Raw genomic sequence first — 16744 nt, 5'->3', positions numbered from 1 at the left:
CTGTTGTATTGATTAGGCAATTATCAATAACTGAAGAAGAAATACAACGGACAACAGCAACGTGACCGAGAACGCGACGGTTCCCGGTCCATCAAGCGGTCAGGGCTGGGCCGCCACCGGCGGCTGCGCCGCGAGCTTGACGTTCTGCGCATGCGTGGGCGGCAGCAGCGCCATGGTCAGGCTGCAGGTGCAGGTCAGGCGGCCGGTTTCGTCGTGCAGTTCGATGGCCCAGACATGGGTGGTCTGGCCCAGGTGCACGGGGCGGGCCGTGCCCGTGACCCAGCCCTGGCGCGCGGCGCGCACATGGTTGGCCGAGACGTTCAGGCCCACGCTGCGCCAGCCCTCGGGGATGGAGCAGGCCGCGGCCACCGAGCCCAGGGTTTCGGCCAGCACCACGTTCACGCCGCCGTGCAGGATGCCGTATGGCTGGCAGGTGCGCTGGTCCACGTGCACGCGGCCGCGCAGGAAGTCGTCACCGATCTCGGTGAACTCGATGCCCAGGTGCGAGACGGCCGTGTCGGCGCTCAGCGAGGTGATGTCTTCAAGGGTGAAGCTGCGCTTCCAGATCGGCATGGGAGAAGTCCTGTGGGTGCAACGAAAAAGACGGCCCCGTGGGCCGTCCTTGCATGCTACGCCAGTCCGGGCAGCCATGCCGATGGCCGCCTGTAGCCCAGGAGACTGCGCGCTGGCGCGCTTGCGCGGGTCAGGCGCGCATGTCGCCCGTTTCGACAAAGCGCTGGTGCCAGCTCAGCGCTTCGCCCAGGATGTGGGGCGTGTGCAGCGCGCCCTGGCGCTGGGCGCGGTCGAAGTAGTCCTGCAGCTGGGGGCGGAAGTCGGGATGGGCGCAGCGGTCGATGATGACCTGGGCGCGCTTGCGCGGCGACAGGCCGCGCAGGTCGGCCAGGCCCTGCTCGGTGACGATGATCTGCGTGTCGTGCTCGGTATGGTCCACGTGCGAGCACATGGGCACGATGCAGCTGATCTTGCCGCCCTTGGCCACCGAGGGCGTGACGAAGAAGGACAGGTAGCCGTTGCGCGCGAAGTCGCCCGAGCCGCCGATGCCGTTCATCATCCCCGTGCCCATGACGTGGGTGGAGTTGATGTTGCCGTAGATGTCGGCCTCGATCATGGAGTTCATGGCGATCACGCCCAGCCGGCGCACCAGCTCGGGGTGGTTGCTGATCTCCTGGGGGCGCAGGATGATGCGCTCGCGGTAGAAGTCGATGTTCTCCTCGAAGTCCCTGTAGGCGCTGCCGGACAGCGAGATCGAGGTGGCCGAGGCGCGGCTCATCTTGCCTGCGCGCAGCAGGTCCAGCATGCCGTCCTGCAGGACCTCGGTGAAGCCCAGCAGGTTCTCGAACGGCCCCGTCAGCAGGCCGGCCAGCACGGCGTTGGCCACGTTGCCCACGCCCGACTGGATGGGCAGCATCTCCTTGGGCAGGCGGCCCATCTTCATCTCGTGCGCGAGGAAGTCGATGATGGACGCGGCGATCAGGTTGGAGTTGGCGTCGGGCTGGGCGAAGACGTTGTCGCGGTCGCCCTTGTGGGTCTCGACCACGGCGACCACCTTGGCCGGGTCCACGCGCAGGTAGGGCTCGCCGATGCGGTCATCGGCATGGGTCAGGGCAATGGGCACGCGGCGCGGCGGGATGGCCGTGCCGTAGTAGATGTCGTGCATGCCTTCCATCTTGGCCGGCGGCTTGGTGTTGACCTCCAGGATCACCTTGTCGGCGATCTCCAGCCAGGTCTTGTTGTTGCCCACGGCGGTGGAGGGGATGAGGCGTCCGTCCTCGGTCACTCCCAGCACCTCGACCACGGCCACGCTCATGGGGCCCAGGAAGCCGAACCACGCATGCTGGGCCACGTGGGACAGGTGCATGTCGATGAAGTCGATCTCGCCGGCATTGATCCTGGCGCGGCAGGTGGGGTCGGTGTTGAAGGGCAGGCGCTGGCCCAGTGCGCCGGCCTCGGCCAGGGCGCCGTCCATCTCGGCGGCCGTGGAGGCGCCGGTCCAGACATTGATCTTGTAGGGACGGCCGGCCGCGTGTTCGCTCTTGGCGTGCTGTGCGATGGCCTGGGGCAGGGCCTTGGGGTAGCCCGCGCCCGTGAACCCGCTCATGCCGACGTTGACGCCGTGGGGGATCAGGGCGGCGGCCTGCTCGGCCGTCATGGTGCGCGAAAGGAATTCTGGGAAACGTACGCGGTCTGCGAGGGACATCTATGGCTCCGGCTGACGGCTCGCGCCAGCCGGCAGGGTGCCGCAGCGCTGGCTTGCAAGCCTAAAAAAAACCGCCCCATGCAAGAACGCAAGGGCGGTATATCTCCGGAAACCGATGGTAGCAGCGCTGGCAGCGGCCCTCGGGTTTCCCCGTAAAGGCCCTGCCGCGCAGTCAAAGGCTCAAGGAATGTTTGCGTGTGCTCACATTCAGTGAATCAGTGGCTGATCGTCGCGTGCGTGATCCAGCAGCGCGTACAGGATGATGGCGCCGAAAGTCGCGGTCCCGATGCCGCCCAGCGCGAAGTCGCCGAACTTGAGCGTGAAGTCGCCCGTGCCCAGGATCAGGGTGATGGCCGCCACGATCAGGTTCTTGTTCTGCGAGAAGTCCACGCGGTTGTCCACCCAGATCTTGGCGCCGGCCACGGCGATCAGGCCGAACACCACGATGGACACGCCGCCCATCACGGGCAGCGGGATCGCCTGGATCAGCGCGCCGAACTTGGGCGAGAAGCCCAGCAGCACGGCCAGGACGGCGGCCACGAAGAACACGGCCGTCGAGTAGATGCGCGTGGCGGCCATCACGCCGATGTTCTCGGCATAGGTGGTCACGCCGGTACCGCCGGCCGCGCCGCTGACCATGGTGGCCACGCCGTCGCCGATGAAGGCCCGGCCCATGTACTGGTCCAGGTTCTTGCCCGTCATGGCGGTCACGGCCTTGATGTGGCCCAGGTTCTCGGCCACCAGGATGATGACCACGGGCACGATGAGCACCATGGCCGGGCCGCTGAACACGGGCGCGTGGAACTGGGGCAGGCCGAACCAGGCGGCATTGATCACGCCCGACAGGTCCACGGGCTTGCCCATGCCCAGCACATTGGTGAACAGGCCGTACAGCACGCTGGCGGCGATCAGGCCCACCAGGATCAGCAGGCGCTGCACCATGCCGCGCGTGAACACGGCCACCAGGCCCACGCAGACGAAGGTCAGGGCCTGCATCCACGACTCGAAGTTGTTGGCCGCCATGTTCTTGACGGGGATGGCCGCCAGATTCAGCCCGATCACGGCCACCACGGCGCCCGTGACCACGGGCGGCATGAAGCGCTCGATCCAGCGCGTGCCCACCAGCTGCACCACCAGGCCGATCAGCGCATAGACCGCGCCGCAGGCAATGATGCCGCCCAGCGCCACGCCGATGTTGCCGTTGGCGCCCTTGCCGCCATAGGCCGTGGCTGCGATCACCACGCCGATGAAAGCAAAGGACGAACCCAGGTAGCTGGGCACCTTGCCGCCCGTGATCAGGAAGAAGATCAGCGTGCCGATGCCGCTCATGAGTACGGCCACGTTGGGGTCGAACCCCATGAGGATGGGCGCCAGCACGGTGGAGCCGAACATGGCGATCACGTGCTGTATGCCCATCAGCCCGGTCTGGGGCCAGGGCAGGCGCTCATCGGGGCCGATCACGCCTCCCCGTTGCAGCTGGTCGGCGGATTTCTCCGTCCATTGGAAAAGGCCCATGTGGCATCGCTCCTTGTAAAAAATTGGCGCGATATTAGAGGCATTTGTTTTCTGGCAGGAGGGGGCGAGCGGAAATTTTTTCCCAGTGTTTGTGCGCAGATACGCGATCCGGCCCGCAGACTTTGTCGCCCAGGTGCCAGGCTAATGGCTTTCCCGTCTGGGCTCGCGGGCAGCGCGCGCGTACCGTGGCCGGTCATGAGCCACACCCCTGCCTTCATCCCCCAGATCCGCCTGTACCAGGACTGGCTGCGCGAGCGCCACGGCCTGCAGTTCGACAGCTACGACGCGCTGTGGCGCTGGTCGGTGACCGACCTGGACGCCTTCTGGCAAAGCATCTGGGACTACAACGCGCTGCAGTCGCCCACGCCGCACACGGCCGTGCTGGAGCGCAACACCATGCCCGGCGCCCAGTGGTTTCCGGGTGCCCAGATCAACTACACGCGCCAGGCGCTGCGCCATGTGGATGCCGCCCATGCGGCCGGCATGCCCGCCGTGGTCAGCCGCAACGAGACGGGCCGCCACCGCGAACTGTCCTGGCCCGAGCTGCGCCGGCAGGTTGCCGCCCTGGCCCTGCATCTGAAGGCCCAGGGCGTGGGCCGCGGCGACCGCGTGGCTGCCTACCTGCCCAACATCCCCGAGGCCATGGTCGCCCTGCTGGCCACGGCCAGCCTGGGCGCCGTCTGGAGCATCTGCGCGCCCGACATGGGCACCAACGCGGTGCTGGACCGCTTTCGCCAGATCGCGCCCAAGGCGCTGATCGCCGTCGATGGCGTGCACTACGCCGGGCGCGATATCGACCGCATGGCCGTGCTGGCCGAACTGCGCGCAGGCCTGCCCAGCGTGGAGCATGTGGTGCTGGTGCCCAACCTGGATCTGCAGGCCAGGCTGGCCGATGCCGCCGACTACGGCCAGGTCACGGCGCGCGATGACGCGGCCACGGCGGCCTTCGAGCCCGAATGGCTGCCCTTCGACCACCCGCTGTGGATCGTCTACTCCAGCGGCACCACCGGCCTGCCCAAGCCCATCGTCCACGGCCATGGCGGCATGGTGCTGGTGGCCCTGCAGCTCAAGGCCCTGCACAACGACGTGGGCTGCAGCTACCACCCCAACAGCTGGGGCGAGCGCTACCACTGGTACAGCTCCACGGGCTGGGTGATGTGGAATGCCCAGGTCTCGGGCCTGCTGGGCGGCACCACCTGCGTGATCTTCGACGGCAGCCCCGGCGGCAGCAAGGACAGGCCCGACTGGGGCGTGCTGTGGCGCTTCGCGGCCGAGACTGGCGTGACCAGCTTCGGCTCGGGCGCGGCCTTCTACGCCAACTGCATGAAGGCCGGCGTGGACCTGGCCCAGTGCGGCGACCTGTCGCGCATCCGCAGCCTGGGCACCACGGGCTCGCCGCTGTCGCCCGAGGTGCAAAGCTGGGGCACGGCGCAGTTCGCAGGCATGGGACGGCCTGGCATCTGGTGGAACAACATCTCGGGGGGCACCGACTTCGCGGGCGCCTTCATCGGCGGCCACCGCGAGCTGCCCCAGCAGCCGGGCATCATGCAGTGCCGCCAGCTGGGCGCGGCCGTGGAGGCCTGGAACGAGCAGGGCCAGCCCGTCATCGACGAGGTGGGCGAGCTGGTCTGCACCCAGCCCATCCCCTCCATGCCGCTGTACCTGTGGGGCGATGCGGACGGCAAGCGCTACCTGTCCAGCTACTTCGACATGTACCCGGCCGGCCACGGCCGCGCGCCCGGCGGCGGTGACGGCCCCGCCGCCATGGGCCCGGTCTGGCGCCACGGCGACTGGATACGCATCCTCCCGGGCGGCGGCTGCATCATCTACGGCCGCAGCGACGCCACCATCAACCGCCACGGCCTGCGCATGGGCACCAGCGAGATCTACAGCGCCGTCGAGGCCCTGCCCGAAGTGCTGGACTCCATGGTCGTGGACCTCGAATACCTGGGCCGCGAAAGCTACATGCCGCTGTTCGTGGTGCTGCGCCCGGGCGTGGATCTGGACGACGCCCTGCGCGCCCGCCTGCAGGGCGCCATCCGCCAGGCCCTGTCGCCGCGCTTCGTGCCCGACGAGATCGTGCAGGTGGCCGAAATCCCGCGCACGCTCAGCGGCAAGAAGCAGGAGCTGCCCATCAAGAAGCTGATGCTGGGCCAGCCGCTGGACAAGGTGGTCAACAAGGAGGCCATGGCCAACCCGGGCTGCCTGGACTGGTATGTGGGCTTTGCGGCGCAGCATGCCAAGGCACAGGCCGCCTGATATTCAAACGGTATCAGTGGCTCGGTTTTTAATATTGGACTGCGACAGACCGGCTGCCTAGAGTGGGGTCCAACCATGGAGCCCTGCAATGAGCGTGCTTGATTCCCTTGCCCTGACCCGCATCCCCGCCGAGGACGAAGCCCTGCGCGCCGAGGTGCGCGCCTTCCTCGCCCAGGCCATAAGCGGCCTGCCGCCCCATGTGCGTGCGCGCTCCTGGGGCGGCTACAGCGCCGAACTGAGCCGGCAGCTGGGCGAAAAGGGCTGGATAGGTGTCACCCTGCCGCGCGAGTACGGCGGCGGCGGGCGCAGCGCCTTCACGCGCTACGTGCTGGTGGAGGAATACCTGGCCTGCGGCGCGCCCGTGGGCTCGCACTGGATTGCCGACCGCCAGAGCGGCCCGCTGATCCTCAAGTACGGCACCGAGGCGCAAAAGCGGTTCTACCTGCCGCGCATCTGCCGGGGCGAGGCCTTCTTTTGCATCGGCATGAGCGAGCCCGGCGCGGGCTCGGACCTGGCCAGCGTGAAGACGCGCGCCGCGCCGAACGGCAAGGGCTTCGTGCTCAACGGCCAGAAGATCTGGACCACCAACGCCCACCACTGCCACTACATGATCGCCCTGGTGCGCACCTCGGGCGAGGCGGGTGACCGGCACAAGGGGCTGTCCCAGGTCATCGTGGACCTGTCGCTGCCGGGCGTGACCGTGCGGCCCATCACCGACCTCTCGGGCGACAGCCATTTCTGCGAAGTCTTCTTCGACAACGTGCAGCTGCCGCCCGACGCCCTGATCGGCCAGGAAGGCCAGGGCTGGGAGCAGGTCACGGCCGAGCTGGCCTTCGAGCGCAGCGGGCCCGAGCGGCTGTTCTCCAGCATCGTGCTGTTCGACGAATGGCTGGCCTGGCTGCGTGCAACGGGCGAGCGCAGCGAAGGCGCGCTGCGCCTGGCCGGCCGCGTGTTCACCGAGCTGGCCCCGCTGCGCGCCATGTCGGTGGCCGTGCAGGACAGGCTGGTGCGCGGCGAAAGCCCCATCGTCGAGGCGGCCCTGGTCAAGGAGCTGGGCACGACGCTGGAGCAGTCCATTCCCGCCGCCATTGCCGACGACCTGTTCGCACGCGAGGCGTCCGAGGTTCCGCTGGAGCTGCTGCGCACCCTCAACTACGTGACGGAGGTTGCGCCTTCGTATTCGCTGCGCGGCGGCACGCGCGACATCCTGCGCGGAATGATCGCGCGTGGCCTCGGCCTGCGTTGAATAAGGTTCCCCCTGAGTTGGGGCGCGCCAGTTTCAAACGGAACGCCCAAGGCCTGGCGTCATGTGTCATGAATGGAGAGAGACATGGAAGACGATTTGTTTGCCGATGCCGCACGCCAGCTGCTGCAGGGCGAGTGCACGCCCGCGCGGGTGCGCGCCATCGAGGCGGGGGGCTCGCCCCGGGCGCTGTGGCAATCGCTGGAGCAGGCCGGCTTTGCCGATGCCCTGGTGCCTGAGCACGCGGGCGGCGCGGGGCTGGCGCTGGCGCAGCTGTTCGATGTGTGGTCGCTGGCCGGCGCCCATGCGCTGCCCGTGCCGCTGGGCGAGACCATGCTGGCGCGCGCGTTGCTGGCGGGCGCGGGGGCGGAGCGTCCACCAGGCGCCATCGCGTTGGCGCAAGGCCTGCTCCAGCCGGATGGCAGCCTGCACTGCGCACCCGTGCGCCTGGGCGCGGTGGCGGACAGCGTGCTGGTGCAGCATGCGCAGGGCTGGAGCCTGCTGCCCGTGGCGCAGGCGCAGTCCGAGCCGGCGGCCTTCTGCCTGGACGTGAACCTGCGCTGGAGCGCCGATCAGGTCCGCGCAGCACCTGCTCCCGCTATTGCCCTGCCGGATGGGCTGGACCTGCGCACGCTGCAGGCCGGCCTGGTGGCGGCGCAGCTGGCGGGCGCACTCATGGAGGTGTTCCAGCGCACGCTGCAGTATGCGAACGACCGCCAGCAGTTCGGCCGCCCCATCGGCAAGTTCCAGGCCATACAGCACCAGCTGGCGGTGATGAGCGAGCATGTCTTCGCCGCGCGCATGGCGGCCCGGCTGGGCTGCGCGGGGCAGGGCGTCTTCCCCGATCGGCTGCGCGTGGCCGTGGCCAAGGCGCGCTGCAGCCAGGCCGCGCTGGCCGTGGCCGAGGCGGCCCACGCCATCCACGGCGCCATGGGCTTCACCGAGGAATACGACCTGCAACTGCTCACGCGCCGCCTGCATGCCTGGCGCCAGACGGCCGGCTCCGAGTCGTACTGGCACGGTGTGGCAGGCGCCGCGCTGGTCCATGGCCACGCGGGCAGCACCCTGGATCTGATCCGCTCCACCACCGATATCACCGCCGATATCACCGCCGATATCACCGACTGACAGGCTCTCGAAGGAACCCCATCCATGCCCTTTCTGAACATCGAGCGCGACGGCGCCATCTGGACCCTCACCATGAACCAGCCCGAGACGCGCAATGCGCTCACGGGCAACACGGCCGTGGAGGAATTCGTGCAGGTCTGCGACGAGATCCGGCGCGACGCCTCGGTCAAGGCCGTCATCCTCACGGGCGCCGGCCCCATCTTCAGCTCGGGCGGCAACGTCAAGGACATGCAGCGCTTCTTCGACGACGCGCTCACGCCCGACGCCATCCGCGAGGAGTACCGCCAGGGCATACAGCGCATTCCGCGTGCCCTGACCCAGCTGGACGTGCCCGTGATCTGCGCCATCAACGGCCCGGCCATCGGCGCGGGGCTGGACCTGACCTGCATGTGCGACATCCGCATCGCCAGCGAGACGGCCACCTTTGCCGAGAGCTTCGTGCGCGTGGGCATCGTGCCGGGCGACGGCGGCGCCTGGCTGCTGCCGCGCGCCGTGGGCCGCGCCAAGGCGGCCGAGATGGCGTTCACGGGCGAGGCCATCGACGCGCAGGAGGCCCTGGCCTGCGGCCTGGTCAGCCGCGTCGTGCCGGCGGACCAGCTGCTGCCCACGGCACGCGCGCTGGCCGACAAGATCGCCGCCAACCCCGGCGCCGTGATGCGCATGACCAAGCGCCTGCTGCGCGAGGGCGAGCACAGCACGCTGGAGTCGCTGCTGGAGCTGTCCGCCGGCTACCAGGCCCTGGCCCACAAGACCGCCGACCACCGCGAGGCCGTGATGGCCTTCGTGGAGAAGCGTAAGCCCCGGTTTCAGTGACCGGGCCTGCCCGGCCCCCGCCACGGGGGCATGGGCCGTGTGTGACACAACACAAATGGACACTCCCCGGTGCCGGCCTCCCGGCGGGAGTGGGCGCCCATGTACTGCACACACAGTACACTTTGCGCGTCGAGAGGCAACTCTCCCATCCACCGCACTCCCAGTCCCATGGCCGTTGAAACGACGAGTACTGCCCGCCCCAGCTTCGACCTCAAGAGCGCGCAGCTGCCCGTGGTGGCCGTGGCCCTGCGGGATACCGACGTACGTGCGCTCGTGGCCGACCTGGCCCAGCGCCTGGCCGACGACCCGGATTTCTTCGACAACGACCCCGTGCTGGTCGACCTGGCCCATGTGCGCGAGGCCGAGGAGGCCATCGACTTCGCCGTGCTCGTGGAGGCACTGCGCTTTCACCGCACCGTGCCCGTGGCCGTGCGCGGCGGCAGCCCGGCGCAGATGGAGGCGGCGCGTGCCGCAGGCCTGGCGCCCGCGCCCGAGGCCGCGCCCGTGCGGCCCACGGTGCCCGAGATCGAGATCCAGGAAGTCGTGCGCGAGATCGAGGTGGTGCGCGAGGTGCCTGCTCCCCAGGCCGACGCCCTCATCGTGGACAAGCCGCTGCGTTCGGGCCAGCGCGTCTATGCGCGCGGCACCGACATCGTGGTGCTGGCCATGGTCAGCTATGGCGCCGAAGTCATCGCCGACGGCAACGTCCATGTCTACGCGCCGCTGCGCGGCAGGGCCATCGCCGGGGCGCGCGGCAACACCGAGGCGCGCATCTTCAGCACCTGCATGGAAGCACAGCTGCTGTCGATTGCCGGCATCTATCGCACAATCGAGACCGATCTCCCCGCGGATGTGGCCGCCAGGCCCGCCAAGGTGCGTCTCGACGGCGAGAAAATCCTCATCGAGCCGGTATGACACCGGACCCTTCTTCTTTGCTCTCCAGTCTTTAAGGAACCGTGCAAACATGGCCAAAATAGTCGTCGTGACCTCCGGCAAGGGTGGCGTGGGCAAGACCACCACCAGCGCCAGCTTCGCATCGGGCCTCGCATTGCGCGGGCACAAGACCGCCGTCATCGATTTCGACGTGGGCCTGCGCAACCTGGACCTGATCATGGGCTGCGAGCGCCGCGTGGTCTACGACCTGATCAACGTCATCCAGGGCGAGGCCAACCTCAACCAGGCCCTGATCAAGGACAAGCAGTGCGACAACCTCTTCGTGCTGGCCGCCTCCCAGACGCGTGACAAGGATGCGCTCACGCAGGACGGCGTCAAGAAGATCCTGGACGACCTGGCGGGCATGGACTTCGAGTACATCGTCTGCGACTCGCCGGCCGGCATCGAAAGCGGCGCGCTGATCGCCATGCACTTCGCCGACGAGGCCCTGGTCGTGACCAACCCCGAAGTCTCCTCCGTGCGCGACTCCGACCGCATCCTGGGCATGCTCAGCTCCAAGACCGCGCGCGCCATTGCGGGCGAGACCGTCAAGGAACACCTGCTGATCACGCGCTACAACCCCAACCGCGTGCAGGACGGCCAGATGCTGTCGCTGGAGGACATCCAGGACATCCTGCGCATCGAGCTGATCGGCGTCGTGCCCGAGTCCGAAACCGTGCTGCAGGCCTCCAACCAGGGCATTCCCGCCGTGCACATGCAGGGCTCGGACGTGGCCGAGGCCTACCAGGACGTGGTCGCGCGCTTCCTGGGCGAGGAAAAGCCCATGCGCTTCACCGAAGCGCAAAAGCCCGGCTTCTTCAAACGCATGTTCGGGGGGAGGTAAGCGGCCATGTCCATGCTCTCTTTCCTGCTCGGAGAAAAGAAGAAGACGGCCTCGGTGGCCAAGGAGCGCCTGCAGATCATCCTCGCGCGCGAGCGCGTGGGCGGCAATGGCGGCGGTCCCGACTACCTGCCTGCGCTGCAAAAGGAGCTGATGGCGGTGATCTCCAAGTACGTGGACATCGACGTCAACGACATCAAGGTGCACCTGGAGCGCCAGGAAAACCTGGAAGTGCTCGAAGTCAAGATCGAACTGCCCGACGCCGCGCGCTGAGCGCCGCCCGGCGCCGTGCTCAGCCCAGGCGCAGCGTGCAGCGCAACCCGCCCAGCGGGCTCGGCCCCATCTCCAGCGATCCTCCATAGGTCTCGGCGATGTCGCGCACGATGGCCAGGCCCAGGCCGTGGCCCTGGGCCTGTTCGTCGAAGCGGACACCGCGCTCCATGGCCTGCGCGAGATGCTCCGGTGCCAGGCCTGGGCCGTCGTCATCGATCTGCAGCAGCGTCGTCGTGCCATCCTGGCACACGGCCAGCGTGACGCGGCTGCGTGCCCACTTGCCGGCGTTGTCCAGCAGGTTTCCCGCCATCTCCTCCAGGTCCGAGGCCGCGCCGCGCCAGCGCTGCCCATGGCCGGGCAGCGGCGTGGAGGTCTGGATGGACCAGGACAGGCGCCGCTGGGCGTGGATCTGGCGCATGGCATCCAGCAGCCGGGCCAGCACCTCATCCAGCGCCACGCTGCCGGCGCTGCCGGCGCCGCTGGCGAAGCGCGCCAGATGGCGGTCGATGGTGTGGGACATGGCCTGTACCTGATCACGCAGCCACGGGCCATCGACCTGATGGCCGCGTGCCTGGATGCCGAGCACGGCCAGCGGCTTCTTGAGCGCATGGCTCAGGTCGGCCGCCTGGTGGCGCGCGCGCTCCACGACCTGGGCATTGCGCTGCAGCACCTGGTCCACGGCCTCGGCAATCGGGTCCAGGTCGGGGCCGAAGTGCCGCCCCAGCTGCGTGCGTGTGCCGTCTTCCATGTCCTGCAGCGCCTGCTGCAGGCTGCGCAGCGGCTGCAATCCCAGGCGCACCAGCGCCACCGTGCACAGCAGCAGCGCGGCGACCAGGCCCAGCTCGGTGACCAGCAGGATGCGGTCGATGCGGCGCCATTCCTGGCGCGTACCGTCCAGCGGGCCGAAGACGTGCAGCTGCACGCGCCGGCCCGCGACATCGAAGCTGCGGCGCAGTCCCAGCAGTTCGCGCCCCTGCGGCCCGCGCAGCGACAGCAGCGTCTCCCTGCCCTTGTGCCGGGGCCAGGGACGGGCGTCGTCCAGCTCCAGGCTGTCGTCCCAGACCGAGCGCGACTGCTGCAGCCGCCCGTCCTGCTCCAGTGTCCAGTACCAGCCCGAGAAAATGCGGCCGAACTCGCCGCGATTGAGCCGCGTGCCCTGTCCGGTCAGGGGCCCAGGGGACTGCAGCTCGGCCTGCAGCCGCTCGGCACGGTCCTGCAGGCCGGCCTTGAAGCTGCGCAGCACCGCGTCGTGCAACTGCTCGCGCAGCAGCCAGCTGGCGGCCGTGCCGCAGGCCAGCGTGGCCACCAGGCTCAGTGCCAGCAGGCGCTCCGACAGGCCCCAGTGCCTAGGACGCATGGTCGCCGCTGGCCTGCTGCAGGCGAAAGCCCCGTCCGCGCTCGGTATGGATCAGGCCATGCGGGGACAGTTTGCGGCGGATGCGGCCGACCAGCACGTCCACGGTGTTGGAGTCCGGGTCCAGGTCGCGTGCGTAGACATGCTCGCTGATGTCGGCGCGGCTGACGAGCTGTCCATGCCGGTTGGTCAGAAAGCTCAGGATGCGTTGCTCCTGCGCGGTCAGCGCAAGCGGCCGTCCTTCGAGCGTGAAGCGGTCTGCCATGGTGTCGTAGGCCAGCGGGCCTATCTGCACCAGGGGCCGGCTGCCGCCTGCTGCGCGCCGGTGCAGCACGCGCAGCCGCGTGACGACCTCCTCGTGCAGAAAGGGCTTGGTCAGGTAGTCGTCCGCGCCGGCCTGGAAGGCCGTGAGCTTGTCGCTCCAGCGGTTGCGGGCCGTGAGCACCAGCACGGGAAAGGAGCGGCCCTGCTCGCGCCAATGGCGCAGCACCGAGACGCCGTCCTGTCCTGGCAGCCCCAGGTCCAGCAAGGCGGCGTCATAGTGTTCGACGCTGCCCAGTTCCTGGGCGAGGCGGCCGTCCGCGCAGCACTCGGCCAGCATGCCGGCCTCCTGCAGGATGGCCTGCAGGCCTGCAGCAAGATCGGCGTCGTCTTCGACGATGAGCACCCGCATCAGCGCAGTCCGTCCTCTTCGATGGGCTGGCCGCTGTACGCATCCACATGCACTTCGATGCTGCGGCCGGCGCTCAGCTGCAACTCGACCTCGTAGTAGGCGCGCTGCCGGACGTCGATCTTGAGCTCGGCCTCTGTGGCGCGGGCCTGGTACTTGCGCTCCAGTTCCTCAAGAATGCGCGGCAGCGGTTGCAGCGTGGCGGCCTGCTCCCGGCTCAGGACGGGCTCCGCCAGGATGCGGCCCGTCTGGGCGTCGGCGCGCAGCAGCTGCTCACGGCCTTCGCGCGTGAGCAGCTGGATCTCGTAGTAGGGCCTGGGGCTGCGCGTTTCCTCCAGCTCGATCTGCAGCACGGTGCCGGGATGCAAGCGGGTGACGGCTGCCGCCACGGCGGACATGGGTATCAGCACGGCGGTGGTCGCGCCCGGCCGGGGGATGTCCTGTCCCGTGACTGCATCGATATAGATCTCCGTGCGCTGGCCATTGGCGAGCTTGATTTCGTACCAGCGCCGGCCGTCGGCGCCGCGCTCGAGTTCGATGTCGATGACGCGCCCTTTGTGGCGCTGCTGCACTTCCTGGAGGATTTCCGCCAAGGGCCGCAGGCGCTTCGATTGCACCTCGCGGCGCACGCTTTCATGCTCCGCTGGCGTGGTGGCAGAGGCGGGCGCCAGCGGCAGGGCCAGCAAGGCAGCAAGTGCGAGGCGGAGTTTCACGGCCACGCATCTTATGTGCACGTTCTTAAACAGTGCATGAACGCGCCATTCATGCGCGGTTTAGGCGCCTTTGCCGACACTGCAGGCGGTTGCACCGATGGCCCCGCCGCGGTGCCTTTTCATCTGTTTCTTTCTGGCATCGAACACCATGCATTTTCTTCGCTTTTCCCGCTCCGCCCCGCCATTGCACCGGGCCCTGGGCGCTGGCGCGCTCTCGCTGTCCGTGCTGCTGGCCGCCTGCGGCGGTGGCGGCGGCGGGGCTGACAAGCCCGCCCCCACGCCGGTCACTCCCAGCGCCAGCTATGCGTCGGGCACCATTGACGGCTTCGGCTCCATCCTGGTCAATGGGGTGCGGTATGACGAGCGCCAGGCCCGGATCACCGATGGCGATGGCGTCCTGCTGGCCAGCGATGCGCTCAAGCTGGGCATGGCGGTCCATGTCACGGCCGACCCCGTGACCACCGGCAGCGATGGTGTGGCGCGCGCCATGGCCCGCCAGATTCTTGTGCGCAGCGATCTGGAAGGTCCGTTGAGCGCGGTCGTGGGCGACCGGCTGACCGTACTGGGCCAGACCGTGGTCGTCGATGCGGCCACGGTGTTCGAGGACGGCCGCGCGGCGGCGCTGCAGGTCGGCCGTGTGCTGGAAGTCCACGGCCTGCGCGATGCGCAGGGCCGCATTCTTGCCAGCCGCATCGAGATCGAGGATGACGCCGACGAGCCCTGGCGCCTGCGCGCGCCTGTGGATGCCGTTGACATGTCGCGCCGCACCCTGCGCATCGGCGAGGCCGTCGTCAACTGGAGCGGCGTGCAGGTTGCCGCCGCGCTGGCTGCCGGCGACGTGGTCAGCCTGCGACTGGCGCGCCAGCCCGATGCCGCCGGCCTGTGGGTGGCCACCGCACTGTCGGTGCAGCGTCCCACGCTGCCCGAACAGGCAGGCGTGGAGGCCGACGTCACCGGCCATATCACCCGCATGGACTCGCCGACCCGCTTCGTCGTGGACGGCCTGAGCGTGGACGCGGGCAGCGCCGCACGCCTGCCCGCAGGCCTTGCCGTGGGCGACCTGGTCGAGGTCGAGGGCATGTTCCAGGACGGGGTGCTTCGCGCCTCCGAGGTCGAGCGCAAGCTGCGGCTGGACAGTGACGATGGCTTCGAGATCGAGGGCCGCATCACCGCTGTCGACAGCCTGGCCGGCATCTTCGAGCTGCGCGGCGTGCGCGTGGACTATCGCAATGCGCGCTTCGAGGATGGCAGCGCTGCCCAAATTGCCGTGGGGCGCGTGGTCGAGGTCAAGGGCCGGCTCTCGGTCGATGGCGCGATGGTGGTGGCCACCGAGGTCGAGTTCGACTAAGGGTTCGCGTTCGCCGCAGGCCGCATCGCCTCGCTCTGCGCACGCGCGGCGGCGGGGCGCACCCACAGCAGGTAGGCGGCGCCCAGCAGCACGATCCACAGGCCGCCCACGACCAGCGCGGCTCGGGTGTGGGGGAAGTAGCCGAGCACGCCCAGCACCAGCAGCATGAAGGCGATGGCGGCCAGCGGCGCGGCGGGCCACAGCGGGACCGGGAACTTCAGCGCGGCCACCTGCTGTGGGCTCATGCGGCGGCGCGCCGCGAACTGCGACAGCAGGATCATCAGCCAGACCCAGACCGTGGCGAAGGTGGCGATGGAGGCGATCAGCAGGAACACGTCCTCGGGGATCAGGTAGTTCAGCACCACGCCGGCCAGCAGCGCCACGGCCATCACCACCACCGTCATCCAGGGCACGCCATGGCGCGAGACACGGCCGAAGCCGGCGGGGGCCTGGCCCTGGTGCGCCATGCCGTAGAGCATGCGGCCGGCGCCGAAGATGTCGCTGTTGATGGCCGACACGGCCGCCGAGATCACCACGATGTTGAGGATGGTGGCGGCCGAGGAAATGCCCAGGCCGCTGAAGATCTGCACGAAGGGGCTGCCCTGGCTGCCGATCTGCGGCCAGGGGAAGATGCTCATCAGCACGAACAGCGTGAGCACGTAGAACAGCAGGATGCGCAGCGGCACGGCGTTGATGGCGCGCGGGATCACGCGCGCCGGGTCCTTGGCCTCGCCGGCCGAGATGCCGATGATCTCGATGCCGCCGAAGGCGAACACCACCACCGCCAGCGAGGCGATCAGGCCCGGGATGCCATTGGGCATGAAGCCGCCGTGCGCCCACAGGTTCTGCATGCCGGTGGGCGCTTGGCCGGCCGCCATGCCGAAGCCGAACACCATGATGCCCAGGCCGCCGCCGATCATGGCGATGATGGCCGCCACCTTGAGCAGGGACAGCCAGAACTCCATCTCGCCGAACACCCTGACCGAGCACAGGTTGAGCGCGCCGATGAAGCAGACGATGGACAGCACCCAGATCCAGCGCGGCACCTCGGGAAACCAGAACCCCATGTAGATGCCGAAGGCCGTCACGTCGGCCAGGCAGACGATGACCATCTCGAAGGTATAGGTCCAGCCCGTGATGAAGCCGGCGAACGGGCCCAGGTAGTCGCTGGCGTACTGGCCGAAGGAGCCGGGCACGGGGTTGTGCACGGCCATCTCGCCCAGCGCGCGCATCACCATGTAGACCGCCGCGCCCGCCAGCAGGTAGGCGATCAGCACCGAGGGCCCCGCCTGCTGTATGGCCTTGGCCGAGCCGTAGAACAGCCCCGTGCCTATGGCCGAGCCCAGTGCCATGAAGCGGATATGGCGGGCCGACAGCCCTCGGTGCAGGCTGCCTGCAGATGGTGAACTCATGTGCTGTCTCCCCCCGTCATTGGT

At 68.7% G+C, this 16744-nt stretch carries 15 protein-coding genes; 8 read left to right on the top strand and 7 right to left on the bottom strand.

Annotated features, from left to right (window positions below; genetic code table 11):
- Positions 1-99: 99 nt before the first annotated feature.
- The 3 genes from HFGMBDPB_RS13630 to HFGMBDPB_RS13620 all read right to left on the bottom strand — a co-directional run bounded on the left by HFGMBDPB_RS13630 (position 100) and on the right by HFGMBDPB_RS13620 (position 3733).
- A complete protein-coding gene (locus tag HFGMBDPB_RS13630) occupies positions 100-573 on the bottom strand; it encodes a hotdog fold thioesterase (RefSeq protein WP_012202024.1) in 474 nt (157 codons plus the stop codon).
- 130 nt (positions 574-703) lie between these two features.
- Entirely contained in the window at positions 704-2218 is a 1515-nt protein-coding gene (scpC, locus tag HFGMBDPB_RS13625) for a succinyl-CoA:acetate CoA-transferase ScpC (RefSeq protein ID WP_012202025.1), read from the bottom strand.
- A 207-nt stretch (positions 2219-2425) separates the two neighbouring features.
- Positions 2426-3733, bottom strand: coding sequence for a solute carrier family 23 protein (locus tag HFGMBDPB_RS13620; protein ID WP_212645585.1), 1308 nt, complete (start codon positions 3731-3733; stop codon positions 2426-2428).
- 195 nt (positions 3734-3928) lie between these two features.
- On the opposite strand from HFGMBDPB_RS13620, the gene HFGMBDPB_RS13615 reads away from it, so the two are divergent.
- The 7 genes from HFGMBDPB_RS13615 (at position 3929) to minE (ending at position 11223) form a co-directional block, all read left to right on the top strand.
- Positions 3929-5992 carry an acetoacetate--CoA ligase gene (locus tag HFGMBDPB_RS13615; protein ID WP_212645584.1) on the top strand — a complete coding sequence of 688 codons (2064 nt, stop codon included), beginning with the start codon at positions 3929-3931 and terminating at the stop codon, positions 5990-5992.
- 88 nt (positions 5993-6080) lie between these two features.
- Complete coding sequence (locus HFGMBDPB_RS13610) at positions 6081-7238, top strand: acyl-CoA dehydrogenase family protein (RefSeq protein ID WP_212645583.1); 1158 nt, start codon at positions 6081-6083, stop codon at positions 7236-7238.
- Between the two features lie 84 nt (positions 7239-7322).
- Positions 7323-8363: an acyl-CoA dehydrogenase family protein gene (locus HFGMBDPB_RS13605; protein WP_212645582.1), complete on the top strand. Its 1041-nt coding sequence runs from the start codon at positions 7323-7325 to the stop codon at positions 8361-8363.
- A 24-nt stretch (positions 8364-8387) separates the two neighbouring features.
- Positions 8388-9176 carry a crotonase/enoyl-CoA hydratase family protein gene (locus HFGMBDPB_RS13600; protein WP_212645581.1) on the top strand — a complete coding sequence of 263 codons (789 nt, stop codon included), beginning with the start codon at positions 8388-8390 and terminating at the stop codon, positions 9174-9176.
- A gap of 168 nt (positions 9177-9344) precedes the next feature.
- A complete protein-coding gene (gene minC / locus HFGMBDPB_RS13595; protein ID WP_212645580.1) occupies positions 9345-10091 on the top strand; it encodes a septum site-determining protein MinC in 747 nt (248 codons plus the stop codon).
- A gap of 49 nt (positions 10092-10140) precedes the next feature.
- On the top strand, positions 10141-10953 hold the full coding sequence (minD, locus tag HFGMBDPB_RS13590) for a septum site-determining protein MinD (RefSeq protein ID WP_017405686.1): 813 nt from the start codon (positions 10141-10143) through the stop codon (positions 10951-10953).
- 6 nt (positions 10954-10959) lie between these two features.
- Positions 10960-11223: a cell division topological specificity factor MinE gene (gene minE, locus HFGMBDPB_RS13585; protein WP_016447328.1), complete on the top strand. Its 264-nt coding sequence runs from the start codon at positions 10960-10962 to the stop codon at positions 11221-11223.
- Positions 11224-11242: 19 nt separating this feature from the next.
- Here minE and HFGMBDPB_RS13580 read toward each other — a convergent pair whose 3' ends face one another.
- Genes HFGMBDPB_RS13580 through HFGMBDPB_RS13570 form a run of 3 tightly spaced genes read right to left on the bottom strand, consistent with a single transcriptional unit; the run spans position 11243 to position 13960 of the window.
- Positions 11243-12580, bottom strand: a complete 1338-nt coding sequence (locus HFGMBDPB_RS13580) for a sensor histidine kinase (protein WP_212645579.1) — start codon at positions 12578-12580, stop codon at positions 11243-11245.
- Positions 12570-13250, bottom strand: coding sequence for a response regulator transcription factor (locus HFGMBDPB_RS13575; RefSeq protein WP_013800000.1), 681 nt, complete (start codon positions 13248-13250; stop codon positions 12570-12572). Before HFGMBDPB_RS13575 ends, HFGMBDPB_RS13580 begins: the two co-directional genes overlap by 11 nt.
- Positions 13250-13960: a PepSY domain-containing protein gene (locus HFGMBDPB_RS13570; protein WP_231574364.1), complete on the bottom strand. Its 711-nt coding sequence runs from the start codon at positions 13958-13960 to the stop codon at positions 13250-13252. Before HFGMBDPB_RS13570 ends, HFGMBDPB_RS13575 begins: the two co-directional genes overlap by 1 nt.
- A 148-nt stretch (positions 13961-14108) precedes the next feature.
- On the opposite strand from HFGMBDPB_RS13570, the gene HFGMBDPB_RS13565 reads away from it, so the two are divergent.
- Positions 14109-15308, top strand: a complete 1200-nt coding sequence (locus HFGMBDPB_RS13565; RefSeq protein WP_212645578.1) for a DUF5666 domain-containing protein — start codon at positions 14109-14111, stop codon at positions 15306-15308.
- Here HFGMBDPB_RS13565 and HFGMBDPB_RS13560 read toward each other — a convergent pair.
- Positions 15305-16720 (bottom strand): L-histidine transporter HutT, encoded by a 1416-nt coding sequence (locus HFGMBDPB_RS13560; protein ID WP_212645577.1) that lies wholly within the window; start codon positions 16718-16720, stop codon positions 15305-15307. The two genes, HFGMBDPB_RS13565 and HFGMBDPB_RS13560, sit on opposite strands and share 4 nt — an antisense overlap.
- Positions 16721-16744 lie beyond the last annotated feature (24 nt).

Origin of the sequence: Delftia sp. PE138, assembly GCF_018320755.1 — a bacterium.
GTDB classification, from domain to species: domain Bacteria; phylum Pseudomonadota; class Gammaproteobacteria; order Burkholderiales; family Burkholderiaceae_C; genus Comamonas; species Comamonas tsuruhatensis.
This window is presented reverse-complemented; position numbering and strand designations above follow the sequence as displayed.